The organism is Lactobacillus crispatus, from assembly GCF_018987235.1.
GTDB lineage: Bacteria > Bacillota > Bacilli > Lactobacillales > Lactobacillaceae > Lactobacillus > Lactobacillus crispatus.
Window position 1 is genome coordinate 1,576,405 of sequence record NZ_CP072197.1, and the last position, 15,693, is coordinate 1,592,097.

At 36.9% G+C, this 15,693-nt stretch carries 16 protein-coding genes and 1 tRNA gene; 4 read left to right on the forward strand and 13 right to left on the reverse strand.

The features are described 5' to 3' along the window. Nucleotides 1-24 precede the first annotated feature (24 nt). The 4 genes from tpiA to J6L97_RS07725 form a co-directional block, all read right to left on the reverse strand. Nucleotides 25-783 carry a triose-phosphate isomerase gene (gene tpiA / locus J6L97_RS07710; RefSeq protein WP_005718695.1) on the reverse strand — a complete coding sequence of 253 codons (759 nt, stop codon included), beginning with the start codon at nt 781-783 and terminating at the stop codon, nt 25-27. Nucleotides 784-807: 24 nt separating this feature from the next. Beyond that, nucleotides 808-2,019 carry a phosphoglycerate kinase gene (locus tag J6L97_RS07715; RefSeq protein ID WP_005721494.1) on the reverse strand — a complete coding sequence of 404 codons (1,212 nt, stop codon included), beginning with the start codon at nt 2,017-2,019 and terminating at the stop codon, nt 808-810. Nucleotides 2,020-2,133: 114 nt separating this feature from the next. After that, nucleotides 2,134-3,150 carry a type I glyceraldehyde-3-phosphate dehydrogenase gene (gene gap, locus J6L97_RS07720; protein WP_005718691.1) on the reverse strand — a complete coding sequence of 339 codons (1,017 nt, stop codon included), beginning with the start codon at nt 3,148-3,150 and terminating at the stop codon, nt 2,134-2,136. 52 nt (nt 3,151-3,202) lie between these two features. Continuing rightward, nucleotides 3,203-4,234 carry a sugar-binding transcriptional regulator gene (locus J6L97_RS07725; RefSeq protein ID WP_035443110.1) on the reverse strand — a complete coding sequence of 344 codons (1,032 nt, stop codon included), beginning with the start codon at nt 4,232-4,234 and terminating at the stop codon, nt 3,203-3,205. A gap of 247 nt (nt 4,235-4,481) precedes the next feature. Between J6L97_RS07725 and J6L97_RS07730 the strand changes: the two genes are divergently transcribed. Beyond that, a tRNA-Arg gene (locus J6L97_RS07730) sits at nt 4,482-4,553 on the forward strand. 96 nt (nt 4,554-4,649) lie between these two features. Here J6L97_RS07730 and J6L97_RS07735 read toward each other — a convergent pair. Further along, a complete protein-coding gene (locus tag J6L97_RS07735) occupies nt 4,650-6,182 on the reverse strand; it encodes an LBA0864 family S-layer associated protein (RefSeq protein ID WP_057726459.1) in 1,533 nt (510 codons plus the stop codon). A 168-nt stretch (nt 6,183-6,350) separates the two neighbouring features. Here J6L97_RS07735 and J6L97_RS07740 point away from each other — a divergent pair, with 168 nt between their 5' ends. After that, nucleotides 6,351-7,784 (forward strand): APC family permease, encoded by a 1,434-nt coding sequence (locus J6L97_RS07740; protein WP_054832692.1) that lies wholly within the window; start codon nt 6,351-6,353, stop codon nt 7,782-7,784. 66 nt (nt 7,785-7,850) lie between these two features. Here the strand turns inward: J6L97_RS07740 and J6L97_RS07745 are convergent, their stop codons facing one another. The 6 genes from J6L97_RS07745 to J6L97_RS07770 all read right to left on the reverse strand — a co-directional run bounded on the left by J6L97_RS07745 (nt 7,851) and on the right by J6L97_RS07770 (nt 11,849). Beyond that, the gene (locus J6L97_RS07745) at nt 7,851-8,636 is read right to left on the reverse strand and encodes a CAP domain-containing protein (RefSeq protein ID WP_057726456.1); all 786 of its coding nucleotides are present in this window, start codon (nt 8,634-8,636) and stop codon (nt 7,851-7,853) included. 83 nt (nt 8,637-8,719) lie between these two features. After that, a complete protein-coding gene (locus tag J6L97_RS07750) occupies nt 8,720-9,124 on the reverse strand; it encodes a DUF3021 family protein (RefSeq protein WP_057726454.1) in 405 nt (134 codons plus the stop codon). A 1-nt stretch (nt 9,125) separates the two neighbouring features. Then, complete coding sequence (locus J6L97_RS07755; RefSeq protein WP_057726453.1) at nt 9,126-9,578, reverse strand: LytTR family DNA-binding domain-containing protein; 453 nt, start codon at nt 9,576-9,578, stop codon at nt 9,126-9,128. 3 nt (nt 9,579-9,581) lie between these two features. Then, nucleotides 9,582-10,436, reverse strand: a complete 855-nt coding sequence (locus tag J6L97_RS07760; RefSeq protein WP_054832693.1) for an ABC transporter permease — start codon at nt 10,434-10,436, stop codon at nt 9,582-9,584. Next, the gene (locus J6L97_RS07765) at nt 10,436-11,290 is read right to left on the reverse strand and encodes an ABC transporter ATP-binding protein (protein WP_057726451.1); all 855 of its coding nucleotides are present in this window, start codon (nt 11,288-11,290) and stop codon (nt 10,436-10,438) included. The genes J6L97_RS07760 and J6L97_RS07765 overlap by 1 nt, the downstream gene beginning before the upstream one ends. A gap of 121 nt (nt 11,291-11,411) precedes the next feature. Beyond that, nucleotides 11,412-11,849: a MerR family transcriptional regulator gene (locus tag J6L97_RS07770; RefSeq protein ID WP_057726449.1), complete on the reverse strand. Its 438-nt coding sequence runs from the start codon at nt 11,847-11,849 to the stop codon at nt 11,412-11,414. Between the two features lie 160 nt (nt 11,850-12,009). Between J6L97_RS07770 and J6L97_RS07775 the strand changes: the two genes are divergently transcribed. Beyond that, entirely contained in the window at nt 12,010-13,482 is a 1,473-nt protein-coding gene (locus J6L97_RS07775) for an MDR family MFS transporter (RefSeq protein WP_057726447.1), read from the forward strand. After that, nucleotides 13,483-14,043 carry a DUF4811 domain-containing protein gene (locus J6L97_RS07780; protein WP_013086065.1) on the forward strand — a complete coding sequence of 187 codons (561 nt, stop codon included), beginning with the start codon at nt 13,483-13,485 and terminating at the stop codon, nt 14,041-14,043. A gap of 247 nt (nt 14,044-14,290) precedes the next feature. On the opposite strand, the gene J6L97_RS07785 is transcribed toward J6L97_RS07780, so the two are convergent. Continuing rightward, nucleotides 14,291-15,049 carry an ABC transporter permease gene (locus J6L97_RS07785; protein WP_057726445.1) on the reverse strand — a complete coding sequence of 253 codons (759 nt, stop codon included), beginning with the start codon at nt 15,047-15,049 and terminating at the stop codon, nt 14,291-14,293. Then, nucleotides 15,046-15,684: an ABC transporter ATP-binding protein gene (locus J6L97_RS07790; RefSeq protein ID WP_005718667.1), complete on the reverse strand. Its 639-nt coding sequence runs from the start codon at nt 15,682-15,684 to the stop codon at nt 15,046-15,048. The genes J6L97_RS07785 and J6L97_RS07790 overlap by 4 nt, the downstream gene beginning before the upstream one ends. Nucleotides 15,685-15,693: the final 9 nt, after the last annotated feature.

Here is a 15,693-nt window from a genome sequence, read left to right on the forward strand (position 1 = left end):
TTAATCTAAATTATTTTTTATGAATTAGTCTTGGTAGTTTACCAATTCTAAGAATGATTCTGGTACTAATGAAGCACCACCAACCAAGCCACCGTCAATATCAGGCTTAGCCATTAATTCCTTAACGTTAGCTGGTTTTACAGAACCACCGTATTGAATACGAACGTTTTCTGCAGTTTCTTCGTTGTACAAGTCCTTAACAGTTTCACGAATAGTCTTGCACATTTCTTCAGCTTGATCTGATGAAGCAGTCTTACCAGTACCGATAGCCCAGATTGGTTCGTAGGCAATAACAAGTGAAGATACTTGTTCAGCAGTTAAGCCGTCTAAAGCAGCCTTAATTTGAGCAACTACCCAGTCTTCTTGCTTGTTAGCTTCACGAGTTTCAAGTGATTCACCACAGCAAATGATTGGCTTCAAGCCATTAGCAAAGATTGCCTTAGCCTTCTTGTTAATGTCTTCGTCAGTTTCGTGGAAGTAACCACGACGTTCTGAGTGACCAATAATTACGTAGTCCATACCCATTTCTTTCAAGACCTTAGGTGAAGTTTCACCAGTGTAAGCACCTTCGTCTTCAAAGTAACAGTTTTCTGCACCGATATGTAAGTTTGAGCCTTCAGCAGCTTTTCTCAAAGCGTCAAGGTCAACTGCAGGTGCACAAATAAGTGATTCAACCTTACTTGGGTCTGGTAACTTATCCTTAACAGCGTTAACGAATTCAGTAGTTTGTTCTGGATTCATATGTAACTTCCAGTTACCAGCAATAATTGGTGTACGACTCATTAATCTATTGTCCTTTCCTTACTATTACTTGTCTGAAACGCAAGCGATACCTGGCAATTCCTTACCTTCAAGGTAGTTAAGTGAAGCACCACCACCGGTAGAAATGTGGGTAATCTTAGGAGCAATGCCTAATTGCTTAGCAGCAGCAGTTGAGTCACCACCACCGATGATAGTAGTTGCATCCTTAAGGTCTGCCAATGCACGACCAACTTCCAAAGTACCTTCAGCGAAGTTAGGCATTTCGAATGCACCCATTGGGCCGTTCCAAACAACAGTCTTAGCATCCTTCAAGATTTCCTTGAACTTTTCAACAGTCTTAGGACCGATGTCAAGACCCATCATGTTGTCAGGAATATCATCACCAACAACTTCACGTGAAGCATCATTTGAGAATTCAGTTGCGGCTACGTTATCTACAGGAAGAACGATCTTGTCGCCAGCCTTAGCAAGTAATTCTTTAGCAAGGTCTACCTTGTCAGCTTCAAATAATGATTTACCAATGCTGTGGCCTTGAGCTGCTAAGAATGTGTAAGCCATACCACCACCGATTAAAATGTGGTCTGACTTAGGAATTAAGTTTTCGATAACACCAATCTTGTCTGAAACCTTAGCACCACCAAGAATAGTTACGAATGGGTGTACTGGGTTTTCAACAGCATCACCTAAGAACTTGATTTCCTTTTCAAGCAAGTAACCAGCTGCTGCAGGCTTGCCAGCTTCCTTCATAGCAGTTGCGATACCAACGTTTGAAGCGTGACTTCTGTGAGCAGTACCAAATGCATCATTTACAAACATGTCGCCAAGACTTGCCCAGTATTCGCCAAGCTTAGGATCGTTACCTGATTCACGCTTACCAAAGTCGTTGTCGATGTCTTGGAATCTAGTGTTTTCAAGAACGATAACGTCTCCATCCTTCATGTTGTTGATAGCGTCTTCAACTTCTTTACCTTCGTTTGATGGTACAAAAGTTACAGGCTTCTTAAGAAGTTCACTTAAACGTTCAGCAACTGGCTTTAATGATAATTCCTTCTTGTCAGCATCTGACTTAACACGACCTAAGTGGCTAAGTAAGATAGCCTTGCCACCGTGTTCAATGATGTACTTAATAGTTGGAAGTGCAGCAACGATACGGTTGTCGTCACCAATAACGCCATCCTTAATTGGAACGTTAAAGTCTACACGTACTAAGACCTTTTTGCCTTTAACATCAAGATCGTCAACGATTAATTTAGCCATTATAATCCTCCGATTATTTTGATATTTTTTCTTCAAAAAAAGGCGGAAGGAAGAATCTCCCTCCGCCTTCTCAATTACCACTTAACTATATAATCAGTTAATTAAAATTAATGATTAAAGAGTTGCAAAGTGTAATAAAGTACGTACCATTTGGCAAGTGAATGAGTATTCGTTGTCGTACCAAGCAACAGTCTTAACTAATTGCTTGTCACCTGCAGTGGTTACCATAGTTTGAGTTGGGTCAAAGATTGAACCAGCAGTCATGTTAAGAACATCGCTAGAAACAATGTGGTCACCGTTGTAAGCAAATGATGGGCTTTCGTACTTCTTCATAGCTTCGTTAACTTCGTCAGCAGTAACCTTCTTGCTCAAGATTGATACTAATTCAGTTTCTGAGCCATCTGGAACTGGAACACGTTGTGCGTGACCGTTCATCTTACCGTTCAAGTTAGGCAATACCAAGCCGATAGCCTTAGCTGAACCAGTAGTATGAGGAATGATGTTTTCAGCAGCAGCACGAGCGTCTTGTTCCTTACCACTACGTGAAGGACCATCCAAAGTCATTTGAGTACCAGTGTATGCGTGGATAGTAGTCATAGTAGCAACTTCGATACCGAATTCCTTGTCCAAAGCGTTAGCCATTGGTGCAAGTGAGTTAGTAGTACATGAAGCAGCTGAAACAATCTTGTCATCAGCAGTCAAAGTGTCTTCGTTTACTGAGTAAACGATAGTCTTCAAGTCGTTACCAGCTGGAGCTGAGATCAATACACGCTTAGCACCTGCATCGATGTGAGCTTGTGACTTAGCCTTGCTAGTGTAGAAACCAGTACATTCAAGAACAAAGTCAACACCATCGTTCTTAACCCATGGAATGTTTTGTGCTTGTGGTTCTGCGTATACGTGGTAACTCTTACCGTCAACTACGATTGAATCTTCAGTTGATGAAACTTCGTGGTTGAAAGTACCATGAGTAGTGTCGTACTTAAGCAAGTAAGCAAGCATTGCTGGAGTAGTCAAGTCGTTGATAGCAACAACTTCAATGTCCTTTGACTTTTCGCCAAGGTCCATAATACGACGGAATGCTAAACGACCGATACGGCCGAAACCGTTAATACCAATTTTAACTGTCATAACCTAAAGTCCTCCTTAAGAACTATAAACAACATTTATTTTAAACGGGATTTCATTTCCCCTTTAAAATCATATTTGAGGCGCCCTCATCAGTGATTAGCCAGGTTTGATGAGGCGCATTAGGCATATAAGCTTTAATTGCTTGAGCCTTTCGGGCACCACAAGCAAAAGCAAATATGTGGGGTATTTTGTATAGGTTCTCGAACTGCAATCCAACCTGGGTGATGCGGTCAACAACCTTGCCATGTTCATCGAAGAAACACCCGAAACATTCGGTGACGGCTCTCTTCTCACGAAGTTCAGATAGCTTAATTGAATTATAGCCTCTGCGCTGTGCCATCTCTTGAGCTAACCCAATACCATGAATCACAGCATCACTTTGAGAAATGTCTTGCAGAACATCTGCGATCGAGGACTCACGAATCAAAGATTTGTAAGCATCATCTGAAACCTGCTCAGGTAAATATAATGTCTTATAAGTACCTGAAGTCTTAGCAGCCATTTCTTGGACGATTGTATTACTTTGCGTCTCTACATTTTCGCCCAAAGCTCCTCGACCTGGAACAAATTCCAACTGGCGATTGTTAGCTAAATCTGGTGATAAATACTTAGCAGATCTAGCTAACGCCGCTCCACCTAGAATTGTAACTATTGAATGGCCTAAAGGCAAGAGTAAATTCAAAGCTGAACTTAATTTTTCTCCCATCTCCTCATATACTCGGTCTTGGAAATCCGCATTACCAGGAACGATCAATGTTCTTTCAATCCCTAATTTTTTGGCTAATGCTACTTCCGTTTCACCGGCATTAAAGAGGCGATCAAGCAATGGTCCTGCATCTTTTAATGTTTTCTCACCCTTTTCAGTTAAAAACATCCCAAAACTTTTTGTTTCAATCAATCCTAATTGACTTAAGTACTCAGTCTCAGTTCTGATGTTTCTCTCTGAAAGCCCTAAATGCTGAGCAACACTCCGGCGTCCAATTGGCGCATGTAGCGAAATCTGCTCAAGGACAAGATACCTTTGTCGAAGAATCTTTAAGACGTCGGGAACGAGCGCTTCGAGCAAAGAAAAGTCCGAATCCATCGTTCCCTCCTTTCCATGGGACATCTATCGACCACCTACGTGTCGTTTTGTGTCCCAGAATGCTTAAAAATATAAGAGAAACGTACTTTTCATTCAATTCATACATTTCCCAATCGACACTGTTAGTATAACAATGTATTTTTCGTAATTCAAGAAAAAGATACACGATTTTAAAAAAGTCGTAAATCGAGTAAAATCATTTTTATTTCATTACTTTTTTTGATATACTACCATTTGAGAATCATCTGGGCCCTTAGTGTAATGGATCGCACATAAGATTCCGGTTCTTAGAATCTGGGTTCGACTCCCAGGGGGCCCATATAACTACATGTTGAAGAATACCGCCATCTCGGTATTCTTCTTTTTTTTATACCAAAAAAGCATTCCTCACGGAATGCCTTTTTCAATATCACAATTATTTAGTGCTTGTAGTCATCAACTCAGCACGTTGTGCTAACTCAGTGTACAAAGTTGAGCCTGAAACAGATAAACCTTCAATTTCACGGCGAGTGTTGAAATGATGGCTACCCTTATAAGTACCATTTGCTGCTACACGGAAGATGTAGTCGTTAAAACCAATATAGAATTGATTGTGGTTGCTGTCATAAGCAAAACCTTGAACTGGTGAACCAGTTACGAAATTACTTTGAGTAGCACCGATTTCTTCTGGAGTCCAAGTGTCACCATTTCTAGTTAACTTCCAGTATTCATATTGGTGACGACCACCATTGTGGAACAATGCATACATAGTGTTGTCGCCAACAAAGGTTGCATTATGGAAGTAACGAGGATATGCACTGCTGCCGTTCCAGGTCTTAACAGTCCAGATTTTGTTAATCTTCATATCACTCTTTCTTACTTGCATAATTTCTTCTGAAGCTGTTGAATTAGCAGTCTTATTGTTATTAGCCAAAACATAAATGTAGCTTGAAGAAGAGCCAAGTGATTGACCATGACCTAGCTTAATGTATGGTGAAACTTTAATATTGTTTGCGTAGCTTCTAAAAGTGCTCCATCCCATAGTAGTTAAGTTTTGAGCAGCATATTTACTCTTAATTGCATTCAAGTTGTAAGAAACAAGATGTCCTCTTGAGTCGCTACTGCTAGTGTACATAGAAGCTGTAAAAATACCATCATTAACAGTAATACCTTCAGGAATTACCCCAACTTGTCCCATTGCATCAGCAGCTTGACCATAGCCTAAGCTGACAAAACGTGGTTGGAACAAACGAGTGCGCAAAGTCATGCCGTTACCTGAATAGCTATTTGAGCTAGTTTCTGAACGATAACCGTGTGCCTGATTCCAATTTCTTGATGATCCCTTTGAGCCACCATTCCAAGTATGAACTGCCTTAGGACCACTCTTAACAGAAGCACCTGCACTAGTAATTCCTTCATTTGTATCTGAACGAACAGTTACATTAACGCTTGCCTTTGCCTTACCATATGAATAATCTACCTTAGTAGTGCCGGCACGGCTTGAACTAACAGAGCTATGTGAAACATTAACCCTATCTGGATTAATTGCAGTACCTTGTCCATCTGTTGCATAGTTAATTGCATCCCTAGTTGGAAAACTGTAGTTGCTGTTGTGAACTAAGCTAACATCTTGAGCTACTGAAATTTGGTTTCTAGCAAAAAAGTTTTGACTTACCCAACCTACATTGCGTCCATCGACAATAATGTACCAGAAGTTACCTTTCTTGGTAGAAACATACTTCTTAGATTGAATTTGACCATGCTTAAAGTACTTGGTATTTGAAAATGCACCTGATGGTCCTTTTTTAGATACATTATGATAAATAGCGTAATTACCATTGCCAGCAATCTTAGTAACTGCCTTGCTGTAGCTTTTGGCATCTACCTTGCTTTGACTAATGGCAAAAACACCACCAACTAATGCAGCACTGGCCACAAAAGTTAATAACATCTTTTTCCCTTTTAACATCCTTATTAATCCTCCCATATGAAAAAATCACGTTCATTTTAGCACAAATTTATCAAATGAAACATCTAATTATTAAAAAATTTCCTGAACAACAAGACTTTGAAAACGCTTCTGTTATATAATTAAAAAGTTCACATAAATATATAAATAGTAATAGGGAGAAATTTTATGGTCGAATCACAAAATAATTCCAAAAAGATGATGTGGACCACCCTAGCAATGATGGCCTTCTCTACCGTGTGGGGCTTTGGTAACGTTGTTAATGGGTACGTCTACTTTGACGGGACAAAGGTTGTCTTTAGCTGGATCGTCATGTTCCTTCTCTACTTTGTCCCTTATGCCTTAATGGTTGGTGAACTTGGAGCTACCTTCAAGAATGCTGAAGGTGGGGTTTCCTCTTGGGTAAATGCCACTATGGGCGCAAAATGGGCCTACTACGCAGGTTGGACCTACTGGGCTTGCCACGTTGTTTATATTTCCAGTAAAGGTACTGGTGGTTTAAGAGCGATGGCCTGGGGTATCTTCGGAAATACAAAATGGTATGATGGCTTACCTACCGCTTGGACACAATTTGCTACATTAGTAGTCTTCTTGCTTTTCTGTTGGGTTGCAAGTCGTGGTATTCCAGTATTGAAAGGCCTAGCAACAATTGCTGGTTCTTCAATGTTTATCATGTCAATCTTATTCATCATTATGATGTTTGCCGCACCAGCTATTAATCCTTCTGCTGGTTTCCACAGTATTGACTTTAACTGGAAGAATTTGATGCCAACCTTCAACGTAAAATGCTTTACTTCTCTTTCAATCCTAGTATTTGCCGTTGGTGGTTGTGAAAAGATCTCCCCTTATGTTAATAAGGTTAAGGATCCTTCCAAAAACTTCCCTAAGGCTATGATGGCTTTAGCAATCATGGTTATGGTATCTGCTATTTTAGGTACTTTTGCCATGGCATTAATGTTTGACCCTAAGGTGGTTAATGCCAACCTTAACGAATACATCTCTAATGGTGCCTACATGGCATTTGACAAGCTGGGCGAATATTACCATGTTGGCGGCTTGTTCATGTACATCTATTCATGGTGTAACGTAATCGGTCAATTCTCAACATTAGTAATCAGTATCGATGCACCACTTAGAATGCTTTTGGGTAGTAAAGAAGCTAAAGAATTTATTCCAAAGGGCTTATTAAAACTCAACAAGCATGGTGCTTACATCAACGGTATCTGGATGGTTGTTGTCCTCTCTGGTGGCTTAATTGCTATTCAAGCTTTAGTACCAAATGCTCAAGCTGTTATGGCACAATTAGTTAAATTAAATTCAACTACTATGCCACTTCGTTACCTTTGGGTATTTGCGGCATATGTTGCTTTAAGAAAACAGCAGCAAAAGTTCAACACTACTTATCAAATGACTAAACATCAAGGCTTAGCCTATACTGCCGGTATTTGGTGTTTTGTAGTTACTGCTGCATGTTGTATCTTGGGTATTTACTCACCAGATCCATTTACCTTATTCCTTAATATCTTGACGCCAATCGTCTTGATTGCATTAGGTTTAATTTTGCCAGGAATTAAGAAACATCAAGAAGCAAAGGCAAAATAAAATTTAAATACAGAATTTTAAAAAGGAAGCAATTTCAAAAGACTGCTTCCTTTTTAGTGTATATTTTTATTTATTAGCCCAAGCATTTACCAATGCCTTGTACTTGGCAACGCTAATTCCTGCACCTTTACTGCTTCCTAAATACGAATCAGCATTTCCATAACCAGTATTGCTTACATTGGCAAAGCCCATTACTCTATAATTTCTGTTAATCAAATTCAAGTAGTGTCCTGCCATTTTATAGCCATTCGTGCCCTTTACGGCCGCATCATAAGTTGCCGTCCAAGTTGGACTATACTTCGCCGGCTTCAACGAATGATTCTTTTTTACATCATAATTCCAACTTTTCTTTTCAGAGAACCAAGTATCAACCGGATCTAAACCCACACTTTGAGTAGCGATGTTTTCCAAACCAATCGACTTGAAATAATGAGTATGCTTTAAGCCACCACGTTTTTGATAGTCAGCATTTAACATTGAGGCTGCTGTCAAAAGTGGTGACACCTTTAATGACCGAACCCCTTCACTTCTACGTGCTCTATTGACACTATCCAAATAAGGCAATACAGCTTTAATATTCTTTGCACTAGTTGCATCATCATTTGAATGCAAGTCAACATATTCATTGTACCAACTTGCCTTAGGCTTTTTACCTAAGCGACCTGTTTTCAATAATTTCACTGCTGATCTAGCAGAGCTTCTTTGCCCTTTAGTCAAAGATTTGTTTTTAGATAGATATGTCATAAAATCGACGGCTTTTTTGGCTGCCTTAACTGGCTTGGAATTCAATGCAGTTAATGACAAGGTCAACATCACAGCAGAAGCACCTGCAATTAAAAATCGTTTCTTCATTCTTTTTCTCCCATAATATATGTGAACTACGATTTAATTGTAGCACATACACTAATGGAAGATTTTCCTTTTAAATTGCATTATTATTCATCTTTACCATTCCGCTTTTTAATCTGACGATTAATTTTTTGAATATCTTTTTCTTGCGTCAATCTAATCACAATCCAAATTATGATATATACAAAAATGAAGATACATAAAGTTTGCCAATCTATAAGCCAATGATTGAAAAGCATCATAATAGAAAACAACGTAAATGTACCAATTAAATGTAACAACAACGCAATTAAATATGACAGGTTAGTATCAAATAGAAAACTCAATTCACCAATCAAACCACTACAAATGAAAACAACAATTACGCTCATTAATGGGATATTAATTTCACCTACACTATTTGATACTATTCCTAAAATAAGCAAGCAAGTAATTGCACCAAATCCCATTCCAGTTACAAAAAAATCTAAAATTTTATGCCAAATTTTCATTTTATAATCCCAGTTTCTTTTCTAATTCAGGTAAATATCTTCTTGAAACATCAGTCTTCTGTTTAAAAGCCAGTTTTGCAATCATATTGCCCGTAAATCCCGCCTCGAGTGCTTCAAGATAATTCAAATTAATAATCCCATGTTTTGATACCTGTACAAAGTCATTATTTAATTTCTCTAAAACTTGATATAAGCGACCTGTAGTTTTAATGACAGCACTTTTAGTATAAAAAGTTAATTCTGTTTTTTCAACCTCAACTTTGATAATTTCTTCAATTTTAATAGTTAAAATCCGATCTTCAGTTTTTACCGGCAGAATTGAATCTACCTTTTTACCAAAATCTTGAATATAAGCCAATAATTTTTTTACTTCTGCTGTTTCCTCTAAAGAAATTACTTTGATCTTAATTTGATCTTTTTTCAAATTAGAATCTGACTGAAATTCTACATTCACGTGTTAGTTCTTCCTTCTATCAAGCATGACTGCGAGACATATTACTATAACTGTCAATAAGAGTGACATAGCTATTATTACCAATACATTATCCCCGTTAGTTAATTGATGAGACCCAAATTTAAAATGAATCCCTAAATATTCAATCAATTTTTGACGCATTTCATCTGGAACATCTTCCTGACTTAATTTATTTAAGAGCAAGCTTCTAAAACTTGCCGCTTCATAACTACTTGGAAACAATTTTACTATATTTTGCGCAGTTTTTGATAAAGTTCCATAAGGCATGTAAGTTGCAACCATAAATCCAGCTGCTGCTCCAATTACCGCCGACAAACGACTAAACGTTGTTGAAGAATTGATAAATAAAACGATAACTAAGTTTAATAAAGTTGCGCCAATTGCACCTAATAACATAAAACCTAATGCTGACCAATATACAGTTGATTGAATATTCACCTTATCAACCACTGAAAAGTAAATTTCCATCACTAGAAAAGTAATAACCTGCATCAAGAAGCTTATTATTAATGCTGAACCTACGTAGGCCATGCTTTCACTAATTGGAGTTAAATTCGTTAACTTCATATCATCAATTGCTCGGCTTTCCCTATCCTTCACCATTTGACCAAGTGCTTGAAACGAAGTAGTAATGCCTGCAATTGAAACAATACCGCCAAGCATCCAGAGGTCCAATAATTGTTTTGCATGACTAACATTTTGCCAAGAATCAACAAGATTTTGTTGTAAAAATCCAATATAAATTACAAATGAAATTAGTGCACCAAAACATGACATTACTACACCTGGTTTATTAGCAAAATAAATTTTGATATTTCTCTTCATTAAGGCGAACATTATTGAAGCTCCTTTCCAGCAATCTTGATAAATGCATCATCAATTGACCCTTTTCGATATTCAAATGTATCAATCTTATCTTCAAACTTATGTAAAAGGTCTATGACCTGATTACTATTAAGCCCATCGATTTCAATTTGATCATCTGACTTAGAAATTTGTTTAAAATTAGTAGAAAAAGTTTGCCCTTGTTTTAGGCGAATTAGCAGCCGATTGGGTGCATACATCTCTTTAATTTCTTCTGCAGAGCCTTCTGCTAAGACATTGCCATTTTCCAAAATATACATCTGATCAGCATTTTCGGCTTCCTCTAAATAGTGCGTAGTTAAGAAAATAGTCAGCCCCTGTTCTTTTTGAAGCTTTTGCAATAAATCCCAGATAACAATTCTTGTTTGTAAATCTAACCCTGTTGTTGGTTCATCCAAAAATAAGATATCTGGATGATCAATTAACGCTCTAGCAATATCCACTCTTCTTTTTTGCCCACCAGACAAAGTACCGTATTTTTGATTGAGGAAACTTCTAATACCAATCAACCCAATCAATTTTTCTAACCACTCTTTAGAAAAAGTTTTGTACATCCTTGCCCTTAAATATAGATTATCTTTGACAGTCAATACATCATCTAAAACACTATTCTGAAAGACTACCCCGATTTTTAGATCCTTAGCATACGTGATAGTGCCACTAGTTGGTTTCAATAGGCCAATCAGGATGTTAATAGTAGTAGATTTACCTGCACCATTCGTGCCCAAATAAGCTACCAACTGTCCACGATTAGTCTTCAAATTAACCTTGTTCAAAGCTAACTTCTTACCATATTTTTTAGTTAGATTAAAAGTTTCAATTAACATAAAAAGACTTCCTTTCTGAATTCATAATCAGAATACAGAAAAGAAGCCCTTTTGTACTTAAACCTCAAATAAGTGGTTCATTTTTACACACAAAGTGCAAAATAGCTAAATCAAAATTGCATTATTCATCCATCTTAACGTATTGTCCTTTTTCATCTACAACACCTTTGAAATGGTGCATGCTGCCATCTTCAGCCTGAAATTCACCTAAGTCAATTTCCCCATAGCCCTTTGTAGAATCAGTAACCTTAACATCATCAAAAGTTTCTCTGAAAAATTGATGAACAATTCTACTCTTCAACCGTATATCCTTTGAATGCTCAAAGGCTGCAGACAACGTAAAGCCCTCATCTAATTGTTCCTTGATAAAAACAATTAGATACAAGGTCGCTAAATTATAGCGGCGCACACCACTTTGATCATCTGAAATCGGCTTAATGTAGCCCTTAGTTTCCCAATAGCGCAATTGCCTTTGAGAAACACCAGTCAATTTACTAACTTCACCGATTCCAATTTCTAAATTTTTAAAAATGTCATGCATAATTTTTTTAGATTTCATCCTGATACCACCTTACAGTATAGTTATATTTTATATATTGTTGTTATCTTTTGCAACACAAATGTTAATTTATCTAACTTATTTGTAAGATTATTTGACAATGGCAAATTTTAAGCCTATAGTTTTTATAGTTAACTTTTATAAGAGAAAGGAATATTACATGAATAAGCAACCAACGGATATTCATGGAAAAGCTTATAATCGAAACCTACTAGTTTTAGTTTTAATTATAGGTTCTTTCTGTACTGTATTAAACGGAACACTGCTTTCAACAGCGCTTCCTTCAATTATGCGTTCATTTAACATCAGCACCGCAACTGCTGAATGGCTTTCAACAGCCTTTCTGTTAGTTAATGGTGTTATGATCCCAATTTCTGCATGGCTAATCAATCGCTTCGGTTCAAGAAAAATGTATTTGTCAGCCATGTCAATCTTCTTTATTGGAACAGTGATCGCCGCAATTGCACCCAACTTTGGCACCCTGCTTGCTGGGAGAATCATTCAAGGATTAGGCGTTGGCGTTACTATGCCACTTTTACAAACAATTATGCTTTCTATCTTCCCAGCTAATAAGCGTGGTGCAGCAATGGGAACTGTTGGGATTGTTATTGGCTTAGCACCGGCAATTGGACCAACATTATCTGGTTGGATTGTTGATAACCTTTCTTGGCGTTACCTCTTCAGCATCATTGCCCCAATTGCGGGAATAGTAATTATCTTAGCTTTCTTTTTAATTAAAGATGTTTTACCAACTAAGAAAGAAAAAATTGATGTTTGGTCAGTAACAACCTCTACTCTAGGCTTCGGAAGTCTGTTGTATGGTTTTTCAGAAGCTGGTAACAAAGGCTGGACCAATCCCGAGATTTTAGGATTTATTGGATTTGGAATTATATTTGTAATCCTATTCGGTATCCGCCAATTGAAAATGGATGACCCATTTTTGGACATTACCGTTTTTAAACACTTTGAATTTTCACTGGCAGCTGCCTTAAGTGGTATCACCAACTTAGCGATGGTCGGCATTGAAATGGTTTTACCATTATATATTCAAAATTTGCGTGGCGTTTCTGCCTTCCATTCAGATTTAATGTTACTACCTGGTGCATTGATGATTGGTATTATGTCGCCAATTACTGGCCGTTTATTCGACAAATATGGTGCACGTAAAATGGCAATTACTGGTATGACTTTGTTGACCATTGGAACCATTCCATTTGTCTTTTTAACTGAGCAAAGTTCGTACACGATGATTATCATTCTTTATGCAATCAGAATGGTCGGTGTAGCTTTGGTAATGATGAATGTTACTACATCTGGTATGAATTCTTTACCATTAAACAAGATTTCTCACGGTACTGCTGTTAACAACACTTTCAGACAGGTATTAAGTTCAATTGGTACTGCAATTTTGGTATCTGTTTTAACTACAACTACCAATAATAATATGCCTGGTAAAAGTTTACTTCATGCACTGCCACTTGAATACAAGACTAGAGCAATCAGTGCAACTTTAGACGGTTTTCATGCTTCATTTGCAATGAGTATCCTCTTCTCATTAATCGCATTAGTTCTTGCATTCTTCTTAAAGAAGGGCAATCGAGCACGTGAACATCAAGAAAAGGTGGATGGTTAAATGATACTTTTAATTCTAATCGTAGCTGCAATTATGTTTATTTACTTTAACATCATCCCTGGAAAAAGGCATACTTTTATTGCATGGCTATCATTAATCATAACAATTCTTTGTGTTGTCGGCATTGTAGAACATGATTATAATCACTGGGGAATGAAAACTAAAACAACCTCAAGCACTAACACTCTAGTTTCCAGTGCTACTCCTCGCCTGCCAATTTTGCTTTATCAGCCTTTAGGTAATGGAACTGAAAAAGTTTACCTTTATAAAACTGGTCAGCTTCAAAAGAAGCCAAAATCTATTAAATTAGATAAAGTATCGACAAAAGTAAAACGAAACAGCCAACCAAAAGTAACGATTAAGACTACTCGCTACACCTATAGCAATACCTTTAATCAAATAATGTTTGGCGTCTTTGGTCATGACAAGGAGTTAAAACACAGAGAATATATTTTTTCTATTCCCTCCAACTGGAAAGTAATGTCAGTTAACGATGCCAAGCAGTTGCAAAAACAAATGATGAAAAAACAGCAGTTTTTAAAACAAAAATCAGCCCAATAAAATAATGAAGCTCAAACTTTGATCATGATATGAACCCCGAAATTCGGACATGAATTTCGGGGTTTTTTATTTATGGCTAAATTATCTAAACATGACAAAATTGATATTTACAATAGCTGGAAAAATTAAATTCATTTTAACTCAAATTTTACCATATGATTTAAGTTAACTTAAATCACCTTTACAAACGCTTATGAAATATAATTTAACTAAATCTAAATGTAGAAAATTATTTTTATCACACTGCCTATTTCAATTGCATCCTATCATTAAAGTAATTTTTATAAGCCAAATAGCCACTAATCACGGCTCCAAGGCCAGTGGCAGAAAGCAACATAAATGTAATCATAATCTGATACTTAATTGCATAAATGGGATTTACACCAGAAAAAATTAAGCCGGACATCATTCCTGGCAAATTTACTAATCCTACAGTTTTAGCCGAATCTATCGTAGGCTGCATCGCAGTCTTAATGCTCCTTCTTAAAATTGACATCGATGCAGTTTTAATATCACTACCCAAAGCCAACTTTTCTAAAACTTGTTGATGCAGATCATTAAAGCTATCATTCAACGCTTTATAGCATAAGCCAACTGCCACCATTTCATTTCCAGCAATCATCCCCGTAATGGGAATGACCTGCATAGGGACTGGTTTAATTACGCCAGAAAAAATCAGAATTCCTAATGTCACGTAAGTCCCTACCGCTTCGGCTATTATCGAATTCCAAATATTCCGCCCCGGATTAGGATCACGCTGATTAGCATTCCAAGATGCATTAAAAATTATCACAATAGTTGAAACCAAAGTTAGCCACAAGGCATTAACATGAAAAATAAACTTCAAAACGTAGCCGATTACGACTAACTGAATTATCGCCCTAATCACGCTAATTAAAATATCCTTGGTTAGTCCTAATTTTTCTTTCGCAGAAATTCCAATGGAAACTAACACCAGTGCAAAAGCTAATACTAACGACCAGTTGCTAACTACAACATTTTTCATTCGATTATTCCGCCTTTTTTTACTCTTAAAATATTGCTTGCTTCATCAATTTCACTTTGATCATGTGTAACTTGAATAATTGTCACGCCTTTCTCAGAAACATCTTTAATCAAATTATGTACAATATCTTTACTTTGATTATCAAGCCCGGTAGTTACTTCATCTAAGAGCAATATCTTTGGTAAAAATATTATGTTTCGAATTAACGCAACTCTTTGCTTTTCACCACCTGATAAAGCAGTAATCTTTTTATCTAAAAAATCAGCAGAGAGATCAACTTGATTAAGTAAATCAGCTATTTGCTTGTCATTTACATCTACTTTTCTAATTTCATACGGGAAAATCAAATTATCTCTTACTGTTTGCCCAAATAAAGACGGCTGCTGAAAACAATATGAAACTTCTCTACGATATTGAACTGGATTTAAGGAGCTAATGTTTTTTTCTTGATATAGAATATCGCCTGAATTAGCACTAATTAAATTTGCAATCAATCGTAAAATCGTACTTTTTCCTGCACCTGATGGGCCAATTAAGGTTAGAAAATCGCCTTTATTAACCTTAAATGATACATCTTGCAATATTTGTTTTTTATCTGCACTATATTGGATATGTTTTAATTCTAATATTTTCATGAAACTGTC

Coding starts and splice junctions, on each gene's coding strand:
- J6L97_RS07770 (WP_057726449.1), bottom strand. CDS start 11,849: ATGAAATCTAAAAAAATTATGCATGACATTTTTAAAAATTTAGAAATT.
- gap (WP_005718691.1), bottom strand. CDS start 3,150: ATGACAGTTAAAATTGGTATTAACGGTTTCGGCCGTATCGGTCGTTTA.
- J6L97_RS07750 (WP_057726454.1), bottom strand. CDS start 9,124: ATGAAAATTTGGCATAAAATTTTAGATTTTTTTGTAACTGGAATGGGA.
- J6L97_RS07725 (WP_035443110.1), bottom strand. CDS start 4,234: ATGGATTCGGACTTTTCTTTGCTCGAAGCGCTCGTTCCCGACGTCTTA.
- J6L97_RS07765 (WP_057726451.1), bottom strand. CDS start 11,290: ATGTTAATTGAAACTTTTAATCTAACTAAAAAATATGGTAAGAAGTTA.
- J6L97_RS07745 (WP_057726456.1), bottom strand. CDS start 8,636: ATGAAGAAACGATTTTTAATTGCAGGTGCTTCTGCTGTGATGTTGACC.
- J6L97_RS07715 (WP_005721494.1), bottom strand. CDS start 2,019: ATGGCTAAATTAATCGTTGACGATCTTGATGTTAAAGGCAAAAAGGTC.
- J6L97_RS07780 (WP_013086065.1), top strand. CDS start 13,483: ATGATACTTTTAATTCTAATCGTAGCTGCAATTATGTTTATTTACTTT.
- J6L97_RS07735 (WP_057726459.1), bottom strand. CDS start 6,182: ATGTTAAAAGGGAAAAAGATGTTATTAACTTTTGTGGCCAGTGCTGCA.
- tpiA (WP_005718695.1), bottom strand. CDS start 783: ATGAGTCGTACACCAATTATTGCTGGTAACTGGAAGTTACATATGAAT.
- J6L97_RS07775 (WP_057726447.1), top strand. CDS start 12,010: ATGAATAAGCAACCAACGGATATTCATGGAAAAGCTTATAATCGAAAC.
- J6L97_RS07785 (WP_057726445.1), bottom strand. CDS start 15,049: ATGAAAAATGTTGTAGTTAGCAACTGGTCGTTAGTATTAGCTTTTGCA.
- J6L97_RS07740 (WP_054832692.1), top strand. CDS start 6,351: ATGGTCGAATCACAAAATAATTCCAAAAAGATGATGTGGACCACCCTA.
- J6L97_RS07760 (WP_054832693.1), bottom strand. CDS start 10,436: ATGTTCGCCTTAATGAAGAGAAATATCAAAATTTATTTTGCTAATAAA.
- J6L97_RS07790 (WP_005718667.1), bottom strand. CDS start 15,684: ATGAAAATATTAGAATTAAAACATATCCAATATAGTGCAGATAAAAAA.